The 25,994-nt window shown below is 58.9% G+C and carries 21 protein-coding genes; 6 read left to right on the forward strand and 15 right to left on the reverse strand.

Annotation, left to right across the window (positions count from 1 at the left end; translation table 11 throughout):
- Positions 1-6: 6 nt before the first annotated feature.
- The 4 genes from IE079_RS00725 to IE079_RS00740 all read right to left on the reverse strand — a co-directional run bounded on the left by IE079_RS00725 (position 7) and on the right by IE079_RS00740 (position 4,835).
- Positions 7-981, reverse strand: a complete 975-nt coding sequence (locus IE079_RS00725) for an NAD(P)H-dependent flavin oxidoreductase (RefSeq protein ID WP_189571369.1) — start codon at positions 979-981, stop codon at positions 7-9.
- 152 nt (positions 982-1,133) lie between these two features.
- Positions 1,134-2,768, reverse strand: coding sequence for a carboxylesterase/lipase family protein (locus IE079_RS00730; RefSeq protein ID WP_189571373.1), 1,635 nt, complete (start codon positions 2,766-2,768; stop codon positions 1,134-1,136).
- A gap of 269 nt (positions 2,769-3,037) precedes the next feature.
- Positions 3,038-4,420: a DUF1329 domain-containing protein gene (locus IE079_RS00735; protein WP_189571375.1), complete on the reverse strand. Its 1,383-nt coding sequence runs from the start codon at positions 4,418-4,420 to the stop codon at positions 3,038-3,040.
- A 220-nt stretch (positions 4,421-4,640) separates the two neighbouring features.
- Complete coding sequence (locus IE079_RS00740) at positions 4,641-4,835, reverse strand: DUF1329 domain-containing protein (RefSeq protein ID WP_189571378.1); 195 nt, start codon at positions 4,833-4,835, stop codon at positions 4,641-4,643.
- A gap of 163 nt (positions 4,836-4,998) precedes the next feature.
- Between IE079_RS00740 and IE079_RS00745 the strand changes: the two genes are divergently transcribed.
- A complete protein-coding gene (locus tag IE079_RS00745) occupies positions 4,999-6,690 on the forward strand; it encodes a methyl-accepting chemotaxis protein (RefSeq protein ID WP_189571382.1) in 1,692 nt (563 codons plus the stop codon).
- A 96-nt stretch (positions 6,691-6,786) separates the two neighbouring features.
- On the opposite strand, the gene IE079_RS00750 is transcribed toward IE079_RS00745, so the two are convergent.
- Positions 6,787-8,355, reverse strand: coding sequence for a diguanylate cyclase (locus IE079_RS00750; RefSeq protein ID WP_189571385.1), 1,569 nt, complete (start codon positions 8,353-8,355; stop codon positions 6,787-6,789).
- Positions 8,356-8,588: 233 nt separating this feature from the next.
- Here IE079_RS00750 and IE079_RS00755 point away from each other — a divergent pair, with 233 nt between their 5' ends.
- Positions 8,589-9,212, forward strand: coding sequence for a QsdR family transcriptional regulator (locus IE079_RS00755; RefSeq protein WP_227712228.1), 624 nt, complete (start codon positions 8,589-8,591; stop codon positions 9,210-9,212).
- 219 nt (positions 9,213-9,431) lie between these two features.
- On the opposite strand, the gene IE079_RS00760 is transcribed toward IE079_RS00755, so the two are convergent.
- The 7 genes from IE079_RS00760 to IE079_RS00790 form a co-directional block, all read right to left on the reverse strand.
- A complete protein-coding gene (locus tag IE079_RS00760; protein WP_189571388.1) occupies positions 9,432-10,187 on the reverse strand; it encodes an SDR family NAD(P)-dependent oxidoreductase in 756 nt (251 codons plus the stop codon).
- A 199-nt stretch (positions 10,188-10,386) separates the two neighbouring features.
- The gene (locus tag IE079_RS00765; RefSeq protein ID WP_189572853.1) at positions 10,387-10,773 is read right to left on the reverse strand and encodes a hotdog fold thioesterase; all 387 of its coding nucleotides are present in this window, start codon (positions 10,771-10,773) and stop codon (positions 10,387-10,389) included.
- A 184-nt stretch (positions 10,774-10,957) separates the two neighbouring features.
- Positions 10,958-12,373, reverse strand: coding sequence for an aldehyde dehydrogenase family protein (locus IE079_RS00770; protein ID WP_189571391.1), 1,416 nt, complete (start codon positions 12,371-12,373; stop codon positions 10,958-10,960).
- Between the two features lie 26 nt (positions 12,374-12,399).
- Positions 12,400-13,509 (reverse strand): Zn-dependent alcohol dehydrogenase, encoded by a 1,110-nt coding sequence (locus tag IE079_RS00775; protein WP_189571394.1) that lies wholly within the window; start codon positions 13,507-13,509, stop codon positions 12,400-12,402.
- Positions 13,510-13,716: 207 nt separating this feature from the next.
- On the reverse strand, positions 13,717-14,901 hold the full coding sequence (locus IE079_RS00780) for an acetyl-CoA C-acyltransferase (RefSeq protein WP_189571397.1): 1,185 nt from the start codon (positions 14,899-14,901) through the stop codon (positions 13,717-13,719).
- Positions 14,902-15,107: 206 nt separating this feature from the next.
- Positions 15,108-17,204 carry a 3-hydroxyacyl-CoA dehydrogenase NAD-binding domain-containing protein gene (locus tag IE079_RS00785; RefSeq protein ID WP_189571400.1) on the reverse strand — a complete coding sequence of 699 codons (2,097 nt, stop codon included), beginning with the start codon at positions 17,202-17,204 and terminating at the stop codon, positions 15,108-15,110.
- Between the two features lie 326 nt (positions 17,205-17,530).
- Positions 17,531-18,325 carry an IclR family transcriptional regulator gene (locus tag IE079_RS00790; RefSeq protein WP_227712286.1) on the reverse strand — a complete coding sequence of 265 codons (795 nt, stop codon included), beginning with the start codon at positions 18,323-18,325 and terminating at the stop codon, positions 17,531-17,533.
- A gap of 960 nt (positions 18,326-19,285) precedes the next feature.
- On the opposite strand from IE079_RS00790, the gene IE079_RS00795 reads away from it, so the two are divergent.
- From IE079_RS00795 to IE079_RS00810, 4 genes are all read left to right on the forward strand, one after another.
- Positions 19,286-20,668 carry a hypothetical protein gene (locus IE079_RS00795; RefSeq protein WP_189571405.1) on the forward strand — a complete coding sequence of 461 codons (1,383 nt, stop codon included), beginning with the start codon at positions 19,286-19,288 and terminating at the stop codon, positions 20,666-20,668.
- Positions 20,669-20,852: 184 nt separating this feature from the next.
- Complete coding sequence (locus tag IE079_RS00800; RefSeq protein WP_189571408.1) at positions 20,853-21,599, forward strand: hypothetical protein; 747 nt, start codon at positions 20,853-20,855, stop codon at positions 21,597-21,599.
- A 133-nt stretch (positions 21,600-21,732) separates the two neighbouring features.
- Positions 21,733-21,969, forward strand: a complete 237-nt coding sequence (locus IE079_RS00805; protein WP_189571411.1) for a hypothetical protein — start codon at positions 21,733-21,735, stop codon at positions 21,967-21,969.
- Positions 21,966-22,163, forward strand: a complete 198-nt coding sequence (locus tag IE079_RS00810) for a DUF2283 domain-containing protein (RefSeq protein WP_189571414.1) — start codon at positions 21,966-21,968, stop codon at positions 22,161-22,163. The genes IE079_RS00805 and IE079_RS00810 overlap by 4 nt, the downstream gene beginning before the upstream one ends.
- A gap of 6 nt (positions 22,164-22,169) precedes the next feature.
- Here IE079_RS00810 and IE079_RS00815 read toward each other — a convergent pair whose 3' ends face one another.
- The 3 genes from IE079_RS00815 to IE079_RS00825 all read right to left on the reverse strand — a co-directional run bounded on the left by IE079_RS00815 (position 22,170) and on the right by IE079_RS00825 (position 25,866).
- On the reverse strand, positions 22,170-23,306 hold the full coding sequence (locus IE079_RS00815) for an acyl-CoA dehydrogenase family protein (RefSeq protein ID WP_189571417.1): 1,137 nt from the start codon (positions 23,304-23,306) through the stop codon (positions 22,170-22,172).
- Positions 23,307-23,317: 11 nt separating this feature from the next.
- Complete coding sequence (locus IE079_RS00820) at positions 23,318-24,529, reverse strand: acyl-CoA dehydrogenase family protein (protein ID WP_189571419.1); 1,212 nt, start codon at positions 24,527-24,529, stop codon at positions 23,318-23,320.
- 188 nt (positions 24,530-24,717) lie between these two features.
- Positions 24,718-25,866: a C4-dicarboxylate TRAP transporter substrate-binding protein gene (locus tag IE079_RS00825; RefSeq protein WP_189571421.1), complete on the reverse strand. Its 1,149-nt coding sequence runs from the start codon at positions 25,864-25,866 to the stop codon at positions 24,718-24,720.
- Between the last annotated feature and the right edge of the window lie 128 nt (positions 25,867-25,994).

Below are 25,994 nucleotides of genomic sequence, written 5' to 3' on the forward strand. Positions count from 1 at the left end.
GTCTCCTTACAGAGCGCCCATGAGGCGATCACGAATGATACTGTCCGCTTCGCTCATGATGCGGTTGATCAGTTCCTCACAGGATGGCACATCGTGGATCAGTCCGGCCACCATGCCGCAGCTCCAGGCCGCCTCGTCCATCTTGCCCTCGTGCAGCACCAGCTTGCCCTTGGCACCGGATACCAGATGGCGGATGTCGTCAATCTGGGTATCGGCACCCTTCTCGTTCTCGATGCGGAGAATCTCGTCAACCGCCGCGTTTTTCAGCACCCGTTCGGTGTTGCGCAGTGGCCGCATGACCAGGCGGGTCTGTAGTTCATCGGACTCGACGATGGTTTCCTTGACACGATCATGAACCGGGGCGTCTTTCGTCGCCAGGAAGCGGGTACCCATGTTCATGCCGTCGGCACCCAGGGCCATGGCAGCGACCAGGCTGCGGCCATCGGCCATGCCGCCGGAGGCCACAAAGGGAATGTCCAGTTCCTCGGCGGCCCGGGGCAGCAGGATAAAGTTGGGTATATCGTCCTCGCCGGGGTGACCGCCACACTCGAAGCCGTCGACGCTCACCGCATCGCAGCCGATCTTCTGGGCTTTCAGGGCGTGGCGCACGGACGTGCACTTGTGGATCACCTTGATGCCGGCTTCATGCAGCGCTGGCATGTACTTCTCCGGGCTGCGACCGGCGGTCTCCACGATCTTTACGCCGCCGTCGATGATGGCCTGGATGTACTCGGGATAGGGGGGCTCCTGAAAGGAAGGCAGGAACGTCAGGTTGACGCCGAAGGGCTTGTCGGTCAGTTCCTTGCAGCGTGCGATCTCCTTCGCCAGATCCTCCGGCGTAGGCTGGGTCAGCGCGGTGATAATGCCCAGGCCGCCGGCATTGGAAACGGCAGCGGCAAGCTCCGCATAGCCCACCCAGTGCATGCCGCCCTGGATGATCGGATGCTCGATGCCAAACAGTTCAGTGATTCTTGTCTTCATGGAACTCCCCTGATGGATATGTGGTGAGTGAATGTTCAGGTTATTGGAATGGTGGTCCATTATTCATCAGGGGGCGGGGATTTACAAAGAAGTAGGACGACCCGAAGGTCGCCCTGATTACGTGCGGTTATCTCAGGCCTTCCTGGTCGGGATCAGGTCGCGCTTCCGAAACTGCCCCAGAAGCCGCATTTATGCTCATCTCCGAACTGCGTAGTGCTCTTGGTGGCAATTCCGTCGGGATCAAGCTCAATCATTTCTCCGGTGGAGTTGACCGATGGCCAGCTCACGCCAGTGCCGTCAGTCGAATTGGGATTGCCGTCCTCCGACTTGGCAAAGTTGGCCCAATAGGCCGTCATGGCATCGGCCAGGTCAGCTTGCGTTTCCGTCATACCACGCCCGCCATCGTCCAGCGACGCCAGGCGACTTTCACGGGAATTGAAAATGTACTGGATTTCGAAAGCATGGGCAGCACCCAGATTAAAACTGTTGCCCTCAGGAATGATCTTCGGAGCAGCCCGATCCGTGAACTCATAGGCGTACACCGTATTATGGCCAACCATCTGACCGATCTGCCCCAGGGCTCCGCATGAAAATACGGCGTCTGTTCCCACAGCGCCCACCGCGACACTGGTGTTGTCATAGTCAGCCAGTGGGTACTGGTTATCGATGATCATCTGCGCGGTTGTTTCCGGAACTTCCAGCAGGCTGGCGACTTCCGGTGCATAATCATCCCGGCCCAGGACGGCCTCCTCCGGCGATTGTCCCGCTGCAAATCGGGTCAGCTCCCCAATCGCCACGAACAGGCGCCATTCGTCCAGGTTACTGCCGGTCATGACTGGAACCATGTTGTAGGTGTCATTGGCAAGCGCTGTGCTGATGCTGTCGGGCATGACGTCACCGCGACGACTGGGAACGAAATCAAGATCGGCATCCGCCTGAGCAGCTTGAATCACGGAGGCGTCAAGCGAACGGATGCAATCAATATCGGAACACGCAGAGTCAAGGTTTTGGTAGAAAGTGGCGCCGCCACCCTCAACGGTAGCTTGGTCTGGCTGACTACCAGTGTAAGCGCCGCTCTGTACGATGGCTTTATCGAACAACTCAGTCGCTGTTGGGGAAACGACGAGCGACATGACACTTGCGCCACCAGCAGACTCACCAAAAATAGTCACGTTGTCCGGATTACCGCCGAAGTTCTCGATATTGTCGTGGACCCACTGAAGGGCAAGCTGCTGGTCCAGGAGGCCCCAGCTACCTGAGTAACCATTGGGATCCTCCGCAGCCAGATCCGGATGGGACAGGAAGCCCAGCACGCCCAGCCGGTAGTTGATGGTGACCACCACGACACCCTCATCAATAAGGCCGGCCGGGTCATAGGCGTTCCCTGAACCGGTCTCGAAGGCACCGCCATGGATCCAGACCATTACGGCATTGTCGCCGTTGGCCTCTTCAGGCTGATACACGTTGAGGTACAGGCAGTCTTCGGTGGATCCAGCGGCACCAAACGTACTGTCCTCGGCTTGGGGCTGGAGGCAGCTGCCCCCGAACTCTGTGGCCTTCAGCCGCGTCTCCCAGGCTTCCGCTGGCTCCGGTGCTGCATAGCGCAGCTCGCCAACAGGCGGCTTGGCATAGGGAATCCCCTTGAACGCCAGCATATCGCCCTGCTCTACGCCTTCGACCTCACCTTGCTGGGTGGCGCGTGTGGGTCCCGATACCCCGGATTCGATATCGTCGTCATCACCGGAACTCGAACCACCACAACCCGCCAACAGGGTTGCCGCCAGCACAGTACTCAGAGACATTCGCCAGAATGTGTTGTTATCTTGAAGTTTCATTATTCAGTCAGCCTTGATCTGTTGTTTTTGTAGACCGGCACGGTTGTCCGAAAGCCGGATGGTTTTCGATAGGCGGGAAAGCTCTTTCAATGAGCGAGCGCTCGAAAACCTGTAGACAGATTAAGGGTGGTGCGCGGTGGTTGTCTGGCGCTTCGGGGGAGGAAGTGTCGGGGAGGATGGCATGTCGTGTCACTTCCCTGTGACACATTTCACAAATCGCCTCAGTTATCGGAGAGACGGCGACGCAGCGTAAACGGTGAGAAGTATCGTTTGCCCGGGAATTCGTCCTCGTAGAGGCGGGCGCTCCCGGATTCGTTCACCAGACCGGAGACGTGGTAAAGGCCTTTATGCAGGTCATGGAAGACATCAAGCGCATTTATCACTCCGGGCAGATCGTAAAAGTTCTTGAGCATGCCGGTGGATACACGCCACAGGTTACCCTTGTCGTCATACTGATCAGCCACGGCAATGTTCCAGCTGTCCTCGTCAATATAGAACACCCGCTTGTGGTACAGGTGGCGGGAGTCTTCCCGCAGGATCCCCTCCACCACATGCACCCGGTGCAGTTCCCAGCGCATCAGGTCCGGGTTCAGGTGCTGGTCGCCGAGCACTTCATCGTAGGTGTACTTGTCACTGGTAAGCTCGAAGTTGTTGTAGGGGATGATCTTTTCTTCCAGCCCCTTGTACTCCCAGTTGAAACGGTCCGGCGCTCCATTATATATGTCGGTGTCGTCCACGGTACGCAGACCACCTGACGACGCAATGGGCGCGTCGTAGCCCAGGCTGGGCGCCCGGCGAACCTCACCGGCACTGAAGCCCCAGGCCTTGCGGGGCTCCTTGACCTGGTCCAGGGTGTCGTGAGTCAGTATGCCGCCCCCGGCGTACTGCTCCGGCGCGATCACCGTGGACAGGTAGTAGTTGGCGATATTGTCCAGGGTTTCCGTGCTGCCGCCTTTCATGTTCCAGTTGAAGAATATCTCCTGGCGCATGGTAACCGGGCGGAATTTGCCGCCGACAACCACCACTTCGGAAAATTCCCGCTTGACATAGCGGCCACGCCAGCGGGTGGTGTGGTTCCAGATGGCCTGCTTGGCCTTTTCCTCGCTGGTACCGTGGAGGATCGGGAAGGGATGTCCGCCGAAGGCATTCTTGATGCCATTACCACCATCCACCAGAGACGCCGACGTGGCATTGTCTTTGGTATTCTCGACGACATGGTCCGGCGCGGTGTGGGTCCGGCGTGTCGGCAACACCCGAACCTTGAAGGTTTCCGGGTACCGGTTGATCAAAGCGGCCACCCCGTCCGGCAGCATATCCCGGTATTCCTCGATATTGTCGGCGGTCACCACATAGCGCGGCTTGTCGTCGGGGTAAGGATTGACATGGTGATCACCATTACCCTGGTAACCGTCGGGGATGGTGGTGTCACCGCCAGTCCAGCGGGGAATAGTGCCTTCCGGGTTCCCGGCCCGGATCGCCCCGAAAGGCGTCAGGCTATTACCCAGGCGATTGGCCTGGGCCTGGGACACGGCAGCCTGGGTGGTATTGACACTGGCCAGGGCCAGCAACGAAATACACAGTGCGGGGATCAGTTTTTTTTGCATAGTCTCGTACATATTGGCCGACCATCTTATTGTTTTGACTACAAAACAGGAGCCTGACAGTCACCACTCCTGTCGCGTGTGTCTTGCGGGCATTATGGGATTTGGACTCATTCTTTATTATTTCCCGGAAACTTGCCAGCGCACCACGGCCATGTCGGTTATCGTTGTGCGCTGACGAGCAACCAGTCACGTTCTTTTGACACAAATTAACAAATCACCCTTATTCAGACAGGCGCCGGCGCAGGGTGAAGGGCGAGAAATAACGTTTGCCGGGAAACTCGTCCCGGAAGACCCTGGAGCCGTCGATCTCGTTCACCAGCCCCTGTACATGGTAGCGGCGAACCTTCAGGTCGTGATAAGCGGCAATATCTATCCAGACACCAGGCATATCGTAGAAGTTTTTCAGCGTCGCCATGGTCACCCGGAGCGGGCCCTAAAGAAAAAACACCAGAAGCCGTTACGTAAGCAAAGGCGGCGTGTCGCGTTACATTTTGGAACGGTGCCCCGCCACAAACCCGGTTAATATTCGCACAACTTTCCTGGCCTGATGTCCTTAAACTAATCCCCGGAGTTTTAACATGAAATTGTTTGAGCGACTGCGCATTCGTTCACGTCTGCTGATTGCCACTCTGGTTCCCGTGCTGGTGACAGCGGGGGCCGTGGCATGGGTAACCACCGATCAGCTGCAGGCCAACGGCGAGGCCGAAGTCGAGCGGTTACGCAGCAACCTGCTGGAAGCTCACAAAACCGGGCTCAAGAACCTGGTAGAAGGCGCACGGGCTCTGATCCGCGAGGAGTATGACAGCGGGACCTACCCGGAAGATGAGGCCAAGGAACGGGTACGGGACAAACTCCGGTCCATCGTTTTCGGTGATAATAACTACCTCTACGCCTACCGCGACGATTCCTACATGTTGATCTACGCACCGGATCCAAGCATGGAAGGCCCCTCCGAGGACTCCACCGACGCCAGCCGGGGATTGCTCGCCAAACTGTTCGAGGTCGGGCGCAATGGTGGCGGGTTCTTCCGCTACGAATTCGACAACCCGGCCACAGAGGAAAAAACACCTGAGCCGAAGCTGTCCTACTCCATCACCCTGGACAAGTGGGACTGGGTCATGGGGGCCGGCGTCTATATCACTGATATCGAACAGGCCGTGGCTGCTGCCCGGGAGGAGATCGACCAGCAGATCACCAGCGCCCTGCTGACCATCCTGGGCATCACTGTGTTGATCGTGCTGATCGCCGTCGGCTTCGGCATGTTCATGGGCCGTACGGTCACAGTACCTCTGCACCGGGTCACCCGGACCATGCAGGACATCGCCGAAGGTGAAGGCGACCTGACCCGTCGCCTGCCAGATGAGGGTAACGACGAACTTGCCGACATGGGTCGCCAGTTCAACGCCTTTGTGAGCAAGATTCATGAAACCATCCGGGAAGTGGGCGACACCACCAACCAGGTGGCATCAGCGGCGGAGGAACTCAGCCGGGTGGCGGAGGAGACCCGCTCGTCAGTGCAGACCCAGGGATCCGAGACCGACCAGATCGCCTCGGCCATCACCGAAATGGCAGCCACCATTCACCAGATCTCGAAGAACGCCAGTGAGGTACAGCAGGCCGGTTCCGACGCCGACAGGCTGGCGAAGGACGGTGGTCAGACCATGGCCGGCTCCCAGCAGTCGGTGAACAAGCTGTCACAGAACATCATGGAAAGCGCGGAAGCCATCGAAGCCCTGGCGGCCCGCAGCGACGAGATCCAGAAGGTGCTGGACGTGATTCACGAAGTCACCGACCAGACCAACCTGTTGGCCCTCAACGCAGCCATCGAGGCGGCCCGCGCTGGTGAACATGGCCGTGGCTTCGCCGTGGTCGCTGACGAGGTGCGCCAGCTGGCCAAGCGCAGCGGCGAATCCGCCGGTCAGATCCGCGAGATGATCGATGGCTTTATCAACGAAACCCGCGGTGCCGTGGATCGCATGCGGTCTTCCCAGGGGCTGTCCGAGGAAACCGTGGAGCGCATCAACCACGCCAGCTCGGCCCTCAACACCATCGAGCAGTCCGTGGAGCATATCCACGATCAGGTCACCCAGATTGCCACCGCGTCGGAAGAACAGAGCCACGTGGCCGAGGAGATCAACCAGAACGTGGTGCGTATCGTGGAAGCGGCCCAGAACAGCGATACCGGCGTCACCCAGACCAACGACGCCAGCCAGGAGCTGGCCCGCCTGGGCGAGCGCCTGCGGGAACTGGTATCCCAGTTCCGGGTATAACCGGGGCCCCGGTTATCGGCTGGTGGATCAGCCCTGCCTGGTGTCCCGTTTGGTTGATTCGCTGATCTACACGCAGTAGGTCAGCAGGTCAGCGAATTAACTGAACGGGACACTAATCACCACCCGGTTGCGCCCGGTTTCCTTGGCTTCATACAGCGCCCGGTCCGCCATCTTGAACAGGTTCTCCCGATCCGTGGCATGATCCGGCACCACCGCCAGCCCGGCCGAGAACGTCAGGTTGGCGGGCCCGTCCGGGCCGAAATCCAGTTCAGTAAAGGCGTGCCGTAGCCGATCCACCACTTCCCGCCCCCGCGTGGCATCCAGCCCCGGCAACACCAGCACGAACTCTTCGCCACCAAACCTGGCCGCCACGTCATGCTTGCGGCTGCCATCTTTCAGCAACCGGGCCAGGGCAACCAGAATCCGGTCGCCCACATCATGCCCCCATGTGTCGTTGACCCGCTTGAAGAAATCAAGGTCGATCAGACAGAAACTCAGGGAGCTCTGCTCCCGAAGCGCCCGCGGTATTTCCCGCTCCAGCACCTCGTCCAGCCAGCGCCGGTTATAAAGGCCGGTCAACGGGTCCCGGATGGACTCCTCTTTCAGGGCATGGCGCAGTTCCTCGTTGTTGCTCAGCTGCTCCCGCAGGTCTGCTTCGATCTGCTTCAGGTCGGTGACATTACGGAACCCATAGACAACCCCCCGCAACTTGCCGGTGGCCGTGTGAAACAGGTTGCGCTGAACGCTGAGAATACGCCCGTTCGCCTCGATTTCAGGCGCCACCTGGCCACCGTCCACCAGACCGGGCACCAGTTCGGTGATCGGCAGGCCGCGCTCCAGGTTCCGGTCGCCGTATTCGAAAAAGTAACGGGCAGCGGGATTGCGATCCACCAGACGACCGTAGGCGTCGGTCACCAGCACACCATCGGCCATGTGTTCGAAAACCAGCGACCGGGCGATAGGCATGACATCCAGAAAACCCTGCTTGCGGATGTTCAGCAACATGAGCACTGCGGTGACCATAAACCCGAACGGACTGATATCCAGCCCCTGCAGGGATTCCGGGAGGGCTTGCAGAATCGTCAGTATGTTGGCGATTGATGACGCCATGCCGCCGAATAACAACATGACAGCCTGCTTGCGATAAACCCGGGTCTGGACAATAAACCGGATCAGCAAGGCATAGGCCACCAGGGTAAGCAGGTAGGAATAGAGGGTGTGTAGCCAGAACGCTGGCCCACCCTTGAACTGCTGGGTCTCGCTTGAGGTAAAGCCCGCCAGGAACCAGTCATGGAACAGACCGTCGGTCAGCGCGATGGTCACCACCAGCACCGGCTCGACCGCCAGCCAGAAGACCAGACGTGGGCTGATGCGTTCCCGCACACCGGTATACTGCAGCACGAAGATCAGAAAAGCCGCCGGTAGCACGCAAACGCCAACAAACATCAGTTTGAACCAGAATAACGGCATGGCTTCCGGTTCGGGTACCAGGCCAGGCTCAAAAGCGTGGAGCAGCTCGAGGGCGTAGCACAGCGTCCACCAGCTGATCCCGGCCATCATGGCCGCTACCGCCCTGGCGGCAGGCACTTCACGCCGTACCCAGGCATACCGGGCCAGAAGGAGCGTGACCAGAAACAAAAAAAACAGCGCTGATACAAACAGCATTCACCAGCTCCCGGGTTTCATGGCCCATTTGCCAAATGGGTTATTGTTTTTATATTGAATATGTTGGAAAGTCGTACTCATTTGCGAGACGTTACCGGGGAAGGTATCGTCTCAAAATAGAGCGCTGGCTCTATTCCAACAGAAACGTGTAGCCTATGTAACAAAAACAATGTCAAAAAAGGTAGTAACTGAAACATGTTTGCTGCCTTTTTCGTGCCAGAAGTGAGACCCCCGTGGCAGTTATTCATTCTCCGTTACAGCGCGAACTGCAAAAAACCCGCAAGCGATCCTCCGGTGCCACTCCGGAGGATGCGTTCAACAAGGCCCGGCGCATCTGGCTCAAGGGCGAGCGCCTGCATCTGGCTGACCTGGCGGAGGAACTGGGCATTGGCCGGGCGACCCTGTTCCGGTGGGTCGGCAACAAGGATCTCCTGCTGGGGGACATTCTCTGGTCATTGTATATGCCGATCCGCAGTTCGATCGTGGCCTCCACGCCCGGGCATGGCGTCGACTACATTGTGGAAGTCTACCGGCGAGTCAACATCGAACTGATTACCGCCAAGCCCCTCCAGAAGTTCGTCAAGCAGGACCCGGAGCACGCCCTGCGGGTGCTCACCTCCTCCGCCTCCACCATGCACGGCCGGGTCGTGGAGGCCAACACGATCATGATCCAGGACCAGATCGACAGGGGCTATCTGCAAAAGCCACCCATGCGGGTGGAAAGCCTCTCCTACTTCATGGTCCGGCTGGCGGAGTCGTGCCTGTATTCCGACGTTATCCTGGGGCGGGAACCGAATATCGAAGAAGTGGAGGAAGCCTGCCTGGCAGTGAGGATATTGCTGGGCGGAAAGCCCTGAACCGAGGGTTGAACCGATTTCGAGCCTGCTGGTTTTGGTGCCAGCCCCCACAGGACGAGAAGACTTTCCGGGACACGCCGTGAATACTTCCCTGTAGATCCTTCGAAAAGGCCCATCTTTTCGAAGGTCCCGGAAAGTCTTCTCGACCTGCGGGTGCCTCAGAATTCCGTTGAAGCCTCAGAAACTGGGGTCTGACCCCATTTTCCATGCTTCCGGCTTTTACATATTGGAACGGTGCTGAGCCCCATCCACCGGAATACAGGCACCCGTTACCCAGCTGGCCGCGTCCGAGGCCAGGAACACCGCCACGTTGGCCACTTCTTCCGGCTTGCCGAAACGCCCCCAGGGTATCCGCTCCAAGGTGCTGTGATAGCGGGGTGAATTGGCCTTTTCCGCCTTGTCCCAGACGCCACCGGGAAACTTGATGGAACCCGGCGCGATACTGTTGACCCGAATGCCCTCGGGGCCGTGATCCACCGCCAGTGACTTGGCATAGCTGATCAGTGCCGCCTTGGTGGCCGCATAGGGCTGGGTGGTGCCCACCTCGATACCGGAGATGGACGACAGGATAATGATGTTGCCGTTGCCGGCCTCCTTCATCCAGGGCAGCACCTTGTCCACCGCCCGCACCGTGGACATCAGGTCCAGGGTGACATTGGCATCCCAGGCCTTGAGGTCGTTGCCCGCGCCCAGGGCAGACACATTGCTGACCAGGATATCCACGCTGCCCAGCTCGCGACGGGCGTTCTCCAGGAAACCGTCAAGGCTGCCCTTGTCAGCCACATCGCAGGCCTCGCTGTAGCCTTTGACACCCAGTGCCTCGATGTCTTTCTGCGTATCGCTCAACGGCCCTTCGCTGCGGGCACAGATGGCCACGTTGACGCCTTCCGCCGCCAGTGCCAGGGCGATGGAACGTCCGATACCTTTACTGCCGCCGGTCACGACGGCATTTTTGCCTTTGAGGCCCAGTTGCATGGGAGAGTTCTCCTGTTGTTGTTCAGAATGTTGGACGAGTGCCCGCAATGTTCAGACGAACTCCCCCTGTGATCCCCTCTCCCCTGGAGGGAGAGGGGCTGGGGGTGAGGGGGAGCGGGCAAGCTCGGAGTTGGGATCTCCCCCCTCACCCTAACCCTCTCCCTCCAGGGGAGAGGGGGTACCAATCAATGCTGTGCACTTACAGATTGATCACTGCCATGGTAATCCGCGAAATACACACCAGCTTGCCTTCCTCGGTCTCGATACGGATCTCCCAGACCTGGGTAGAGCCGCCCAGGTGCAGCGGGCGCGCCGTGCCGTGGACCCATCCGGATTTGACCGAGCGGATGTGGTTGGCATTGATTTCCAGACCCACACCGGCGGTGCCTTCCTTTTTCAGGCAGTGGTTGGTGGCCACACTGCCAAGGGTTTCCGCCAGCACCACCGAAGCGCCGCCATGGAGGATACCGAATGGCTGCACGGTACGGGCGTCCACCGGCATGCGGGCACTGATGTAGTCGTCACCCGCGCCGGTGAACTCGATGCCCATGTTGTCGACAGCGGTATTAACAACCCGCTCCTGCATGCTTTCAATGGTGGGGGTAATGGTCCAGATACTGCTCACGGGGCTGTCCTCTCATTGTTGGTGTCGTGACCCGGAGGCGCGGCCGATAAAGCCGCCGACCGGCCCATAAAAAACGGGCAGCCCCCATGCCTGCAGGACTACCCGTTTCGTTAGGCTTCTATATTTACCCGATCAGACCGGGGTATTACAACTGCAGTGCACGAACCTCGAGGAATTCCTCCAGGCCCCACTTGCCGAACTCGCGGCCGATGCCGGAATGGCCGAAGCCACCGAACGGCGCCAGCGGGTTGAAGGCACCGCCATTGACGAACACCTGGCCGGTGCGCATCTTGCCGGCCACTTTTTTGGCCTTGTCCTGATCGCCGGAGAACACCGCGCCAGACAGGCCATAAGGCGTGCCATTGGCAATGCGGATGGCTTCTTCTTCAGTCTCGTAGGGAATGATGCACAGCACCGGCCCGAAGATTTCCTCCTGGGCAATACGGCTGTTCGGATCCACGTTACCGAATACCGTAGGCTTGACGAAATAGCCGTCCTCCAGGCCTTCCGGAGCGTCGGCACCGCCGGCTACCAGAGTCGCGCCCTCTTCAACACCCAGCTTGATGTAATCACGCACCTTGTCGAGCTGGTCCGCGGAGGCCAGCGGGCCCAGACGGGTGTTCTCGTCCAGCGGATCGCCCAGTACCACGCCATTGGCAATGCCACCGGCAATCTCGCAGGCCTGGTCGTGCTGGTCCTTGTGCACCAGCATACGGGTCAGGGCGGTACAGGTCTGGCCGCTGTTCATCAGGCAGTTCATAAAGGTGCCCTTCACGGATTCCTTCAGGTCGGCATCCGGCAGGACGACGGAAGCAGACTTGCCGCCCATCTCCAGGGCAATGCGCTTGAAGTCATCCGCGGCCGCGTGGGCAATCAGGTTCCCGGTACGGGTGGACCCGGTGAAGGACACCATGCGCACCTTCGGATGCTTGATCAGGGTGTCGCCCACTTCCTGACCCAGGCCACAGACCATGTTGAACACGCCCTTGGGCAGGTCGGTGCCATCCAGGATTTCCGCCAGGATAAAGGCGCTCTGTGGAGACACCTCACTGGGCTTGAGCACGATGGTGCAACCAGCAGCCAGTGCCGGAACCACTTTCAGGATCACCTGGTGCAGCGGGTAGTTCCAGGGGGTGATACAGCCAACCACGCCCACCGGTGTGTACTGCACTTCGGAGTTGCCTGACTTCTCCGTAAACGGATAGTCCGGCAGCATGTCCAGGTAGGTTTCGGTCACCTTCATCGGCATGCCGGCCTGGATCATGCCCGCCAGTTTGATGGGCATACCTACTTCCCTGGCGACCGCCTGGGCGATTTCCGGGGCGCGCTTCTGCAGGCCTTCGTGCAGCTGCTTGATCACCTTGATGCGCTGCTCCAGCGGGGTTTCGCTCCAGCTTTCAAACGCCGCATCGGCAGCGTCGATGGCCTGCTCCATGGCAGCCCGGTCAGAGGACGGAACCTTGGCGATCACCTCGCCTTTGGTGCCCTCGTGAACGTCGATGGTGTCACCGGACCAGTCGACCCACTGGCCGTTGATGTAGTTCTTGCTGAGGTTGTTCATTATTGCGCTCCTTATGGGAGTCTGTGTTATTCGAAAATGATCACGCCACGGGCGTTCTTGCCTTCCAGCATGTCTTCAAACGCCTGGGGCGCCTCGTCAATGCTGTAGGTCTGGGTGACCAGTTCATCCAGCTTCAGGCGATTGGCCTTGTAAAGATTCAGGATTCTCGGGAAATCGTACTGGGGTCTTGCCGAACCCAGCCAGCTGCCCTTGAGGGTACGCTCGTCGGCGGGCAGGGCGAAGGTGCTGATGGACGTCTTGTCCTTCATGTCGGCCACGCCGACCACCACTACGGTACCGGCACGGCCCAGGGCCTTGAACGCCTGCTCGACGACATTGCCGTTGCCCACGCACTCGAAGGCATAGTCCACGCCACCGCCGCTCAGTTTCTTGATGGCCTTGCTGACGTCGTCCACCTCGTTGATGTTGATGGTGTGCGTGGCGCCGAATTCCCTCGCCATCTCCAGCTTTTTCTCGTTGGTGTCCACGGCGATGACCATTTCAGCGCCGGCGGTCACACAACCCTGAATGGCGTTCAGGCCAACACCGCCGATGCCGAATACGGCCGCACGGGAGCCCGGCTCCAGCTGGGCGGTATTGAACACCGAACCGACACCGGTAATAACCGCACAGCCTACCAACGCGGCGCTGGACATGGGCACACCCTCGTCGATCTTGACGCAGTTGTCCTCATGCAGGGTGGCGTATTCCGCCATCACCCCGCAGGCGCCGAACACGTAGAGATCCTCACCGTCCTTGCCGTGGGTGCGCACGGTACCGTCCGGCAGAGTGACCATGGACTTCTTGGCGTTTTCACACAGCACCGGACGACCACGAACACAGTTGCGGCACTTGCCACACATGGTAATGAAGGTGCTAACCACGTAATCGCCTTCCTTGAGGCCGGTTACGCCCTCACCCACATCGACCACGACACCGGCGGCCTCGTGACCAACCACCAGGGGTGGCGGGTACTGGATCTTGCCAGTCGTGGCGGAATGGTCACTATGGCAGACGCCACAGGCAGCCACCTTGATGGTGACCTCGCCCCGTTTGGGGGCATCAACGGTGATGGTTTCCACCTCAACAGGCTTACCCCATTCTCGGCAAACGACAGCTTTGGCCTGACGACTCATGATGTTTTCCTCATTTTTTGGAATCTTTGCCACAGAATCCACGGAAGAACACGGACAAAGACAAAAGATTTTTACATTTTAACCGTTTCATCCGTGCTGATCTGTTTCTCTCTTTCGATCATTTCTTTCCGTGTCCTTCCGTGGATTCCGTGGCTAAAAGCAAAAAAGGGGGCGAACTCTCGCCCGCCCCCTCTTCGATCCGCCCTGTTATACCACTTCGAACAGGCCGGCGGCGCCCTGTCCGCCGCCGATACACATGGTCACCACCACGTACTTGGCGCCGCGGCGCTTGCCCTCGATCAGGGCGTGGCCGGTCAGGCGTGAGCCGGTGACACCGTAGGGGTGGCCCACGGAAATGGAGCCACCATTGACGTTCAGCTTCTCCATAGGAATGCCGAGACGGTCACGACAGTAGACCACCTGGGAGGCGAAGGCTTCGTTCAGCTCCCACAGGTCGATGTCATCCATGGTCAGGCCATTGCGCTCCAGCAGACGCGGGATGGCGAACACCGGGCCAATACCCATCTCGTCCGGCTCGCAACCAGCGACGGCGAAGCCACGGAAGATGCCCATGGGCTCGATGTTGTTCTTCTCGGCGTAGGTGCTGTTCATCACCGTACACACGGAGGCACCGTCGGACAGCTGGGACGCATTACCGGCGGTGACGAAATTGCCTTCACCACGCACCGGGTCCAGGCCCTGCAGACCTTCCAGGGTGGTGTTCGGACGGTTGCACTCGTCCTTCGTCAAAGTGACCTGCTTTTCGCTGACGTCACCGGTTTCCTTGTCCTTCACCAGCATGGTGGCATCGTAGGGCACGATCTCGTCATCGAACTTGCCGGATTCCTGACCGGCAGCGGTGCGCTGCTGGGAGATCAGCGCATACTCGTCCTGGGCCTCGCGGCTGACACCGTAGCGCTGGGCCACAATGTCCGCGGTCTCGATCATGGACAGGTACAGCTCCGGCTTGTTCTTCATCAGCCACTCGTTGGTGGCGCGGAACTGGTTCAGCTTGTCGTTCTGTACCAGGGAGATGGACTCGACACCACCGGCGACCATGGCCGGCACCTTCTCGGAGATCACACGCTGGGAGGCCAGCGCGATGGCCTGCAGGCCGGAGGAACAGAACCGGTTGATGGACAGGCCGGCGGTAGTCACCGGCAGTCCGGCGCGAACAGCGGCCAGACGGGCCATGTTCTTGCCCTGTGCACCTTCGTGGAAGGTGGCGCCGAGAATCACGTCCTCGACGATGTTCGGGTCGATACCGGCACGCTCAACGGCGTGCTGGATAACGTGGCCAGCGATATCAACACTGTGGGTATTGTTCAACGCACCCCGGTAGGACTTGCCAAGACCGGTACGGGCAGTGGAGACGATAACTGCATCAGACATTCTTTTGTCCTCTTGAAAAAGGTTTTGCTGCGGACTGCGTGTTGGGCAGTACATCCCCTCTCCCCAACGCGGGAGAGGGCCAGGGTGAGGGGGAGCACCCGAAGGGTGCCTGAAACGAGCATCGGAATGGGCCGCTCCCCCCTCACCCCCGGCCCCTCTCCCTCCAGGGGAGAGGGGAGACCAGGCCGCAGCAAATCAGTAGCTGCTTACAGGTCGCCGAACTTCTTGTTCTCGGCTACCAGCTTCTCCAGAAGCGGCGACGGCTCCCACTGCTTGCCGCCGACTTCCTTGTGGTACTTCTTGACCGCATCCAGGATCTTGTCCAGGCCGATCTGGTCCGCCCAGAACATGGGGCCGCCACGGTAGGCCGGGAAGCCGTAGCCGTAGATCCAGGTGATGTCGATGTCCAGCGAGCGGTCAGCAATACCCTCGTCCAGAATCTTGGCGCCTTCGTTGACCATCACGTACATGCAGCGCTCGAGGATTTCCTGATCGCTGATCTCGCGGGGCTCGATACCCTGCTCCTTACGGAAATCGGCGATGATCTGGTCCACTTCCGGATCCGGGATCGGCTTGCGGTTGCCTTCCTCGTACTTGTAGGTACCGGCCATGGTCTTCTGACCCAGGCGGCCCTTCTCTACCAGCTTGTCCATCCAGCTCGGCGGTACATCCTCGCCAGCCTTGCGGCGCTCTTCGCGAATGCTGTGGCCGATATCGATACCCGCCAGGTCACCCATGGCGAACTGACCCATGGGGAAGCCAAAGTCGGTCAGCACCTTGTCCACCTGCTGGGGACTGGCGCCATGGTCCACCAGGGCCATGGCTTCAGCACCACGTTTGTGCAGCATGCGGTTGCCCACGAAACCGTTGCAATTGCCGACGAGTACACCGACCTTCTTGATCTTCTTGGCCAGCGCCATGCCTGTGGCCTTCACTTCGTCGGAGGTCTTCTCGCCGCGAACGATTTCCAGCAGCTTCATAACGTTGGCCGGGCTGAAGAAGTGCAGGCCGATGACATCTTCCGGACGCTTGGTGGCAGAGGCGATCTCGTCAATGTCCAGGGTGGAGGTGTTGGAGGCCAGGATGGCACCGGGCTTACATTTCTCGTCCAGTTCGCTGAAGATTTTCTTCTTCAGGTCCATGCTTTCGAACACGGCCTCGATCACCAAGTCCTTGTCCTTGAAATCGTCGTAGGTCAGGGTGCCGTCGATGAGGCTCATGCGCTCTTCGACCTGCTCCGGGGTGATACGGCCCTTCTTGGCAGTGGCTTCATAGTTCTTGCGGATAATGCTCAGGCCCTTGTCCAGGGCTTCCTGCTTCACTTCCGCAATGGTCACGGGAATGCCGGCGTTGGCAAAGTTCATGGCAATACCGCCACCCATGGTACCGGCGCCGATCACACCCACTGTCTTGATCTCACGGACCGGGGTGTCCTTGGGCAGGCCCGGAACCTTGGAAACTTCACGCTCGGCAAAGAACGCATGGATCAGACCAGCGCGCTGATCAGAGTCCATCAGGTCGCCGAACAGTTCGCGCTCGCGCTTCATGCCTTCCTCGAAGGAGGCAGAGGTAAAGGCCGCTTCCACCGCGTCGGTGCACTTGAACGGTGCCAGCAGGCCACGGGCCTTCTTCTTCAGGCCTTCGCGGAACTTGTCGAATACATCGCTGCCCTTCTCGGCTTCCAGCTTGTCGTTCTGCTCGCTGACCCGGCGCACCGGCTTGCCTTCATCGACAACCTTCTGGGCAAACGCCAGGCCGGCAGCCTTGACGTCGTCGTTGTCGGCCAGTTCATCAACAATGCCCAACTGGGCAGCGTCCTTCGCGGCCACGAACTCGCCGCTGGTGATCATTTCCAGGGCCTTCTGGGCACCGGTCAGGCGCGGCAGACGCTGGGTACCACCGGCACCGGGCAGCAGGCCCAGCTTGACTTCCGGCAGGCCAACCTTGGCGCTGGGCACGGCAACGCGATAGTGACAACCCAGGGCCACTTCCAGACCGCCACCGAGGGCGGTGCCATGGATGGCGGCGACGACGGGCTTGTCGGTGGCTTCGATGAAGTTGACCACTTCCGGCAGCCCCGGCTCCTGCATGGGCTTGCCGAACTCACGGATGTCTGCACCGGCAATAAAGGTACGACCGTCACATACGATGAGGAGAGCCTTCGCGTCCGCATCATCACGACCTTGCTGAATGGCGCCCTGGATGCCGGTACGGACGGCGTGGCTGAGCGCGTTCACCGGCGGGTAGTTAACGGTGATAACGCCGATGGCGCCTTCGCGGTTATAGGTTACGACGTCGGACATAGATCCTCCTTGCGAAATCATGGAATAGAGTTTTATTACGCGAAACAGACCAGTGATTTAATACAAGTTTGCGGAATGTTTCAACCTTGGCTGGCTAAACAGCAACCAGGTAACTTTGTGTAAGAGATTGTACGCCTCTTGAGGCAGGAGAGAAAAAAACCGACGGAAGGCAGAAAACTACGCGGGACTTAAACCCCCTCTCCCTTGACGGGAGAGGGCTGGGGTGAGGGTGGAGACTTCAGCTCCGTTGCTGGACCTGAAACGCCCTGCGGGCGCCCCCTCACCCCCGGCCCCTCTCCCACGCTGGGGAGAGGGGAGGAAAAAACCTAAACCCCGAGCGACTCAATGTCGCTGGCCAGCATCGCCAGCTGATGGGCGATGGAACTGCGCAGCTTGTCACCAGACACCAGATAGGAAGGCGCTGCACAGGTCAGCGCCATCGTGGTGCCATCCTGAAGGCGAACCGGTACGCCGGCGGCGTTGATGTTGCGGTCCCACTCGCCCAGGGTCAGACAGAAGCCATATTCCCGATAATCTTCCAGCGCCCGGTCCAGGCCAGCCTTCTTTTCCGGCCAGGCTTCCGGTCCGTATTTTTCGGCCAGGGCCTCCATCACGATCTTGCGACCATCCTCAGAGAGAGACGAGCAATACGCCCGGCCGGCGGCGGTGGTTGCCATGGGCAGCTTGAGCCCGATCTCCATGCGCAGCAGGGAAGCCTCCGGCGGCATCCGGTTCTCCACATAAATCATGTGCAGACGGTCGCGGCAGGTCAGACCAACGGACATGTTATTGCGCCGTGCAAACTCATCCATGTAGGGCTTGGCGAGCTGGCGCACCTTGAGGTTGGACACATAGGCATAACCCAGTGCCAGAACGCCGGAGCTGAGCTGGTACTTTTCCAGCACCGGGTTGTAACTGAGATACCCCAGCTTGGTCAGGGTGTAGGTCATGCGGGACACGGTGGGCTTGGGCAGCCCGGTCAGCCGGGCGATGTCCTGGTTGCCCAGGATGACCGAACCCTGGCTGAACGCGCGCAGCACATCCAGCCCCCGGGAAAGGGCCTCTACGAACTTGCGGTCCTTCTCCGGCTTTTCCGGTGCATCCGGGGACGCTTCGACCAGATCTGCTTTTGTTGTATTGCTCAAGGTCATAGTTTCCGGTGCCTCAACAAGCCCCATGGTCGCCAATCCGAATGCACCGGATTGCAGCATGACCACCAGGGCACTTCAGTAAAAATGAATGCAAACGTCAGAAGCCGCGCAGTTTACGTGCGCTACCGCCTCACGGCCATGGTTTCACCGAAAAACCTACAAGAATCGGACCAGCGCGAAACCTCATGACAAAACAGACTCCGCCACCATGCAAACCGGGATCCGACGGACCAGCTCACTGCGGACAGAAGCTTTTTCGGTATAACGTTCTGCTTTGCGGAACAGCTTAGTTAATTTGGACACAAGATGCCAACCGCAATTTGATAACAGGATGCAGCCTGAAAAGGAAGGTGCAGCGCACTGTGCCGGAGCGCCCCTGTACCCACGGCCTCCCACTCCGGTGGGCGGCCTTTCGCGGCCGACGCATAGGAAAGCACCTGTTTCATTGTGCATTACCAATTCTCAAAAAACTGCAAAAAAGTGATCGTGGCTATTGCATGACAAAAAATTTATTCCTACTATCCCGAGGACTGCTAACTGGAAGGCATCCTGACTGAAGCGGCCAATGATAGGCTGCAGTCGGAGCAGAGAACAAAAAAAGCACCACGGAAGTGTGACTCTTATCAGACACACGAAAAAAAGTGTTGTCCCAGCCCGCAAAGGCTATTGCCTTTACCGGATTCTCTGCTAAGACTGTACTTGAGCTTTTGCTGATAACCGCCTTGATTGGGTTGCGATTTGCACCTGGCAGAGGCGGCAGTCGACCAGAACACCCACAGGCTTTCTGCGCCTGACATGAACTGGCCACAGGGATAACAACCGGAGGTTTGACAAAGCACCAAGTGATAACCAAAGCAAAAACAAGCACGTAGAAAAGCGTCACTGAGTCCAACAATCGAGTCGATTAGACAAAAATAAGGGTTTAAAACCATGGCACAACAAAGCAAGATCACTTCCCGCCCGCTGACCAAGGCACTGGGAACCGCATCCATCCTGAGCATGGCAATCGCCGGCGCCAACGTCGCGAATGCCCTGGAAACCGATTTTGGTGTTGAGTACGAAGCAACTGCCTTCGCCGTAGAGAATGAGGCAGAAAATCCCGGTGAATACCAGAGCGACACCGATGACGGCTTTGCTCACCTTATCCGCCTTAAAGGCAACTTCAAGCACGAGTCCGGCGTATCCCTCATCACCAGCATTGAACTGGCCGGCGACCGCTGGACAGGTGACGGCGGTCGTAACACTCCGGTTGGCAGTGCCAACAATGGTGCGTACAACACTGGTAACGTAGGTGACAATGTTCGCCTGGATCTCGGCTACGTACAAATACCTCTGGGTGGCAACATCTTCCGAGTAGGTCGGCAATCTGCCAGCTGGAACAACTGCTTCCTGGTATGTGACGACCGCCGTGACCGCATCAGCGGCATCTTCCCGACCGAAATCGGTACCGCGGTAGTCCTTTACGACCGTCGTCAGGATACTTCACCTCTCCAGAACCAGGATGATGGTGACATGGTGGCAGCCGGCCTGATTACCCGCGCCGCTGACATGAACATCGGCCTCCTCTGGGTGCACTGGTTGAAGGACTATGAAGGTGGTGTTGCGAGCCCTGTCCTCGATGGCGCCGATGCAGCTTACGTGTTAGACGATGTTCACCTGTTCTCACCTTACGTGAGTGGCAATCTTGGCGGTGTCGTCGATTTTGCTGTTGGCTTCAACTATGTATTCAACGGTGGCGTCGAAGCACAGGATACGAGTACTGTTAATCCTGCTACTGGTGATTTTGTCTATCTCAATAACGATCAATACTTCACTGAGTCCAACTTGTCTCAATACGTACGTGTTGGTTCGTCTGTGGGCATGGCAGAACTGGACTTCCAGTATGTTGGCTCACAAGACGGCGGCCTGATCTCCTCTGGCTTTGACAGTTACGCAAGCGTTGTAAACACCAACCCTGAGTCCACCGCTAGCGCCGCGAGCCTCTATCGCATGGGCGGGGGTCTTGGCCTGAAAGATTTCGACGAGCAACTGCTTATCGGGCGTGTTGGCCTGAACCTGACACCACAGTTCAAGCTGCAGGCTGCTATTGGTCATCTGACTGTCGATGATGGCAATGATGATGACAGCTCTATGGTTTACGACCTGCAGGCTCACTACCAGGTTAACGATGCCGTCAAGACTTCGCTCACCGCAGGTTTGCTGACCAACAACGACGTTGGCGGCCTTTCCGGCAACTCTCTGTCCAACGTCGATGGCGACTGGGACGAGAATGATGCCATGGCCGTTACCGCAAACCTGTCGATCGACTTCTAAACCGACGAGTTAACCTGTTTTTAGCGACCCTCGGGCAGCATGGTATTATCCATGCTGCCTTTTTTTGTTTTTGAGGATACCAACCAACATGTTTTACCCCATACGATCTGGTTTTCTGCTCACAGCAGCCTCTGCGGTACTTTTACTGACAGCCTGTGCCTCCGACCAACAGGCTCAAGAACAAGTGAATACTGCAGATAAAGCTCTTGGTCGTGAAGAGCCTGAGTGGAGCACTCCATTCTGGGAGCGTGGCGACTCCAGCGCCGATGAACGCTCTCAGTCAGTATCGTCATCTTCTGTCCAAGCCACACCAGCTAGCGGCCAGCTCCGCACTAACCTCGCTATCGTAGGCGCCTCTGATTACCTCTACCGCGAACTGGACAACGCTGCTGCAGACTATGGTTTCCGACTGATCCCCCGGGCCGAACTGCGGGACGCCCTGGTCAACACCCCGGCCTGTGACGACACAACCTCGGCGGACTGCGCCGAAGCCCTGGCCGCCTACCCCGGCTCACGTCTTGTGGTCACCGTTGAGGACGGATCGTCCGTGACGATTCTGGATGCCGCCAGCGGCGCCCGCTGGGGCACGACAGAGCTGACCTCCGGTAAGCAGGGTGAGGAATTGCTGGAGCTGGCTTCACAACGGGCCGATATCGCCCCCTGGGCCATGAAAGCCTTCCGCGCCGACGACGGCCGCCTGTACCTTTCAGCAGGCCGTGCCAACGGTCTGGAAGCGGGCGATGAACTGGCCATTCACGAGCCGGGCACCCTGGTTCGCTCCCCGAACGGCCAGCCCATCACCTGGCGCAAGGGTGAGCGCGTAGGTACCCTGCGTATCGGCGAACTGTTCGGCAGTGACCTGGCATCGCTGGTGCCGGTAGACGGGCAGCGCCCGACCCCTGAGCACGATCTGATTCTGGTCAAGGACTGATTTTGCCGGGATAGCGTCACAGATCCAGAACGGCAGTTTGAAGTTTTACGTTTGGGCGACTGGTAAGTCGCCCTCACTATTTCTCAGGCAGTCTATCGATTACAGGACCAGTAAAGGCAAAGGACGTTGCCCCTTGAAGACCACCAAATACTTCGACTCCATGCGAAAAAGACCAGACCGAGCTGCCATACACATGGACTGGGTCGCTGAAACCGTTCGTAAACCACAATACACTGAACGTCAGGAGGATGGTCGTATCCGGTTATGGCGAGCCATACCGCAGGCGCAGAGTCGCTATTTACGTGTTATTCTTCTTGAAGATGGCGAAACAGTGCACAACGCCTTTTTTGATCGGAGGTTCCGGCCGTGAAAATCAAGTATTTTCAGGATTCAGACACCCTGTATATTGAGCTTCGGGTAACGGATATATTCGAGACCCGTGACCTGGACGAAAACACTACCATAGATGTCGATCAGGAAGGGCAGATCTGCGCCATCACGTTTGAGCATGCCAGCAAGCGCACCGACATTCCTGACTTTTCCTACGAGCAGGTAGCGGCCTGACCCCGGCTATGCCGCGATCTCCCGCCACAGCCGTTTCCGGTGCCACTCGGCATTCCCCAATTGCAGCTCGATGGACGTCAGCCGCTTGAAGTAGTGGCCAATATCCAATTCGTCAGTCATGCCAATACCGCCGTGTAGCTGCACAGCCTGTTGACCCACGTAGCGGGCGGCGGGGCCCAGCCGGGCCTTGAGTTTTGAGGCCAGGATGGCCTGTTGAGGTGCTTCAGCTTCAAGCCACCGGCTCGCGGTCTGGGCCAGCAGGTTGGCGAGGCTGGTGGTTTCGATGTACATGTCGGCCATGCGGTGTTGGAGTACCTGAAATTCCGCCAGCGCCACACCAAACTGCTTGCGGGTCCGGGTATAGGCGACGGTTTTCCTAACCAGGGTTTCCATGATGCCCACCGCTTCCGACGCCAGCATCAGCAGGCTCTCGCTGCTGGCCTGCAAGATCAGGGCCGCAGCGCCTCCAGCCCCGGTCAGCTGCTGGGTTTTGCTGACCGACACGCCATTGAAGGTGATGTTTGCCCCCTGGTGGCCGTCCATCATCGGGTATCCGGTGACCTCTACACCCGGAGCATCCAGCGCCAGCAGGAACAGATCGATACCTTGTTCATCTGTATAGCCACCAGCACTGCGGGCGGACACCAGCACATGGCCGGCTGTCAGGCTATGCATGACGGCGATTTTTTCACCACTCAAACGGTAGCCCGTGCCATCCGGTTCCGCCTTGAGGGCCACGGCAAGCGGGTTGCCCCGGCTGCCCGGCTCCTCACTGGCAAACACCACCTGACGCTCGCCACTGAGAATGCCATCCAGCAGTTCTGCGACCTCACCTTTATAGTTGGCAGGGGAAAGCAGACGCGCGGCGGTGATGACACTCAGGTAGGGTTCGGTGACCATACCCCTGCCAAACACCTTCATGACGCCGAGGGTATCGGTTATATCACCCCCGAGACCGCCCTGCTCTTCCGGAAACGGAATCGACAGCCAGCCCATCTCGGCGAAGGTGTGCCAGTGGTCAGGAGACTGGCCGTGATGCTCCTTCAGGTTATGCTTGCGGTCATCGAAGGTGTACTCCCCCTGGACAAAGCGATTGACGCTGTCTTCCAGCATGGAGCGGGTTTCCTGGTTCAGGGTACTCATGGTCCGTCTCCTTACCGCAGCAGGCTCTTGGCGATGATATTGCGCTGGATTTCGTTACTGCCGCCAAAGATGGAGGCGGCCCGGTTGTTCAGGTACTTCGGCATCAGGGTGAGTGCATCCTCGTCACCGATAGGCTCAACGCCGCTGCCCACCGTCAGGGCGGCCAATTGCAGCGCCAGTGACGGGGAGCCCGCTACGTCAATGGCAAGTTCGGTGATGCGCTGGATGGCTTCCATGGACGTAACCTTGATCATGGAGCTCATGGGGCCGGACTGGGGCGAGCCTTTCTCCATGCTCGCGAAGACTTCCTCGGTGGCCTCCAGGGTGTCCACTTCCAGGGCCAGCCGTATGTACCGGTCCTGGAACACCGGATCATCCGCCAGCATGCCGCCGAACCCGTCGCCGGTCCGCCCCGCCAGACGGCGGATCAGGTCCAGCTCATGGCGAAAGGTGGTGGCAAAGGAGGTGCCCCCGCCCCGCTCGTGCTCGAGCAGGTACTTGGCTACGGACCAGCCATCGTTCTCCTCCCCCAGACAGCAGTCCAGGGGCACCCGCACGTCGGTGAAAAACACGTCACACTGCTCCGGCACACCGTCCAGCCCGATGATGGGGCGGATATCGATTCCCGGGTCGCTCAGGTCCTCGATCAGGAAGAAGCTGATCCCCTGCTGGGGTTTGCCGGCGCCCCCGCCGGTACGTACCAGCAGGAACATACGATTGGCGTGGTGGGCGTAAGTGGTCCAGGTCTTGGAGCCATTGATGACATAATGGTCACCGTCCCGGTCGGCCCGACATTTGAGAGAAGCCAGATCGGAGCCGGCGTTGGGCTCGGAATAGCCCTGGGCCCAGAAATCCTCACCAGCGAGGATGCCCGGCAGGTGCTTCTTCTTCTGCGCTTCGGTTCCGTAATGGATGATCGCCGGCCCCACCATGGCAATACTCTGGGGCAGTAGCAGCGGTACACCGGCGCGACGGCATTCTTCCTCGAAGATCAATTGCCGGGGCACATCCCAGCCGGTACCGCCGTACTCCTCGGGCCAGCGGATGGCAGACCAGCCCTGGCCATGCAGGATACGGTGCCACTTCATCACCTGGTCAAAGGGCGGAAAGAAACTGGTGGTCTTGCGGCCGGCTTCCAGGATTTCCTCGTCGGCGTTCTGTTCGATGAAATCGCGGACCTGTTGGCGGAAGCGGGAGAGTTCGGCTGATTCCTGGGTGGACATGGGAGCCTCGGGGATCATTACCAGTGGATCAGGGGGCTTGATTCGCCTCCTCTTTATCCCCTCTCCCCTGGCGGAAGAGGGTTAGGGAGAGGGGGGAAAGGCGAACTCCGGAGTTGGAGTCGCCCCTTCACCCAGCCCCTCTCCCGACTAGGGGACAGGTGAGCACTGCGGCGAAAGCCTGGTGGCAATCAGAGTGCGTAGCTGCTCACATCGACTTTGGAATAGAGCTCGTTCCAATAGATGTCTGTGAGGGCCTCGGCACTGTCCACGTCGCGAACCAGTTCAGCCCACTTGGCCAGTAGTTCACGGAACTGCTCAACCTTTTGATCGGCATTATTGACGCCATGGCGTTCGGTATAGTTATCCGCTATCCGGGGAATGTCGGACTTGATAAAACTGTTAGTCACGTCAACCAGTTCGGCGGTTGGCTCATGAACAGTGATGTCCCGGCCCTCGGCTGCCGCCACTTCCCTTGCCGCACCCACATGATAGTCCATGCTGACGCGGGCCGCGCCCGCAGCGGATGCGCGCAGGACGTTCTTGCGCTGTTCCTCGCTCAGGCCCATCCAGACATCACGGTTGATGTTATTGAAGGCGGTGGCACCATAGACACCACCCGGTACTCCCGGAGTTATGTCGGTGACCACCTCTTTGATCTTGAAAATATCCATATCAATGGCTGATGAAATGGTGCAATCGAGAACGCCCTGGTTCAAAGCTTCGTACTGGTCGCTCACCGACATGGTCACCGGGGAACCGCCGACATGCTCCACCCAGCGTGCCCAGTGGGGGCCGGACGTCCTGATGCGTTTGCCTTCCAGCTGCTCCATACTGGCCACCGGCTCGTTGCACTGAAGCATGTAGTTGTCACTGGCCGAGGCACTGGTGAAAACCTGGTTCTGTGCGGAGAACTCGTTCACACACTCATCACAGTAGTTGAACACAAAATCCGCCATGGCCCCCATGAAGGCGAGCCCGGCGGTGCTGTCCTGCACATTGTCCAGCTGGACAAGCATGCTCAGCTCAGCCGCCAGGTTGGAAACCGCAAACTCCTTCGGATAGTAGGACATCAGCACAAAGCCCGAATCCGCCATGCCGTCCCGGATACCCGGCGAGGTTTCCGAGAAGCTGAGCAGGGAGCTGGCATAGACCTTGGCGTCCATGTCACCGTTGGAATATTCTTCCAGGGCGCTGGCAAAAGCCTCGGCGCCATTGGCCCCGATGGTGTTGGGCGGATAGCCGGTGGCATGGCTGAGGGTTTCCGCCATCGCCGTACCTGACAACATCAGGCCGGCCGCAGCCACAGTAACCAGGCTGTTGCGAGTGAATAGGTTCATCGTGCTTACCTCCGTTTCGATGGTCTCCAGCGGAGACCGATCGGTTCATTGTTCTTGTTGATGATGATTGCCAGTGTCCACTCTAGGATGAGTGCCTGGACATGCCATCGTCGGTTGCGACGAATTGA

Source organism: Marinobacter zhanjiangensis (assembly GCF_014651935.1).
Classification (GTDB): domain Bacteria; phylum Pseudomonadota; class Gammaproteobacteria; order Pseudomonadales; family Oleiphilaceae; genus Marinobacter; species Marinobacter zhanjiangensis.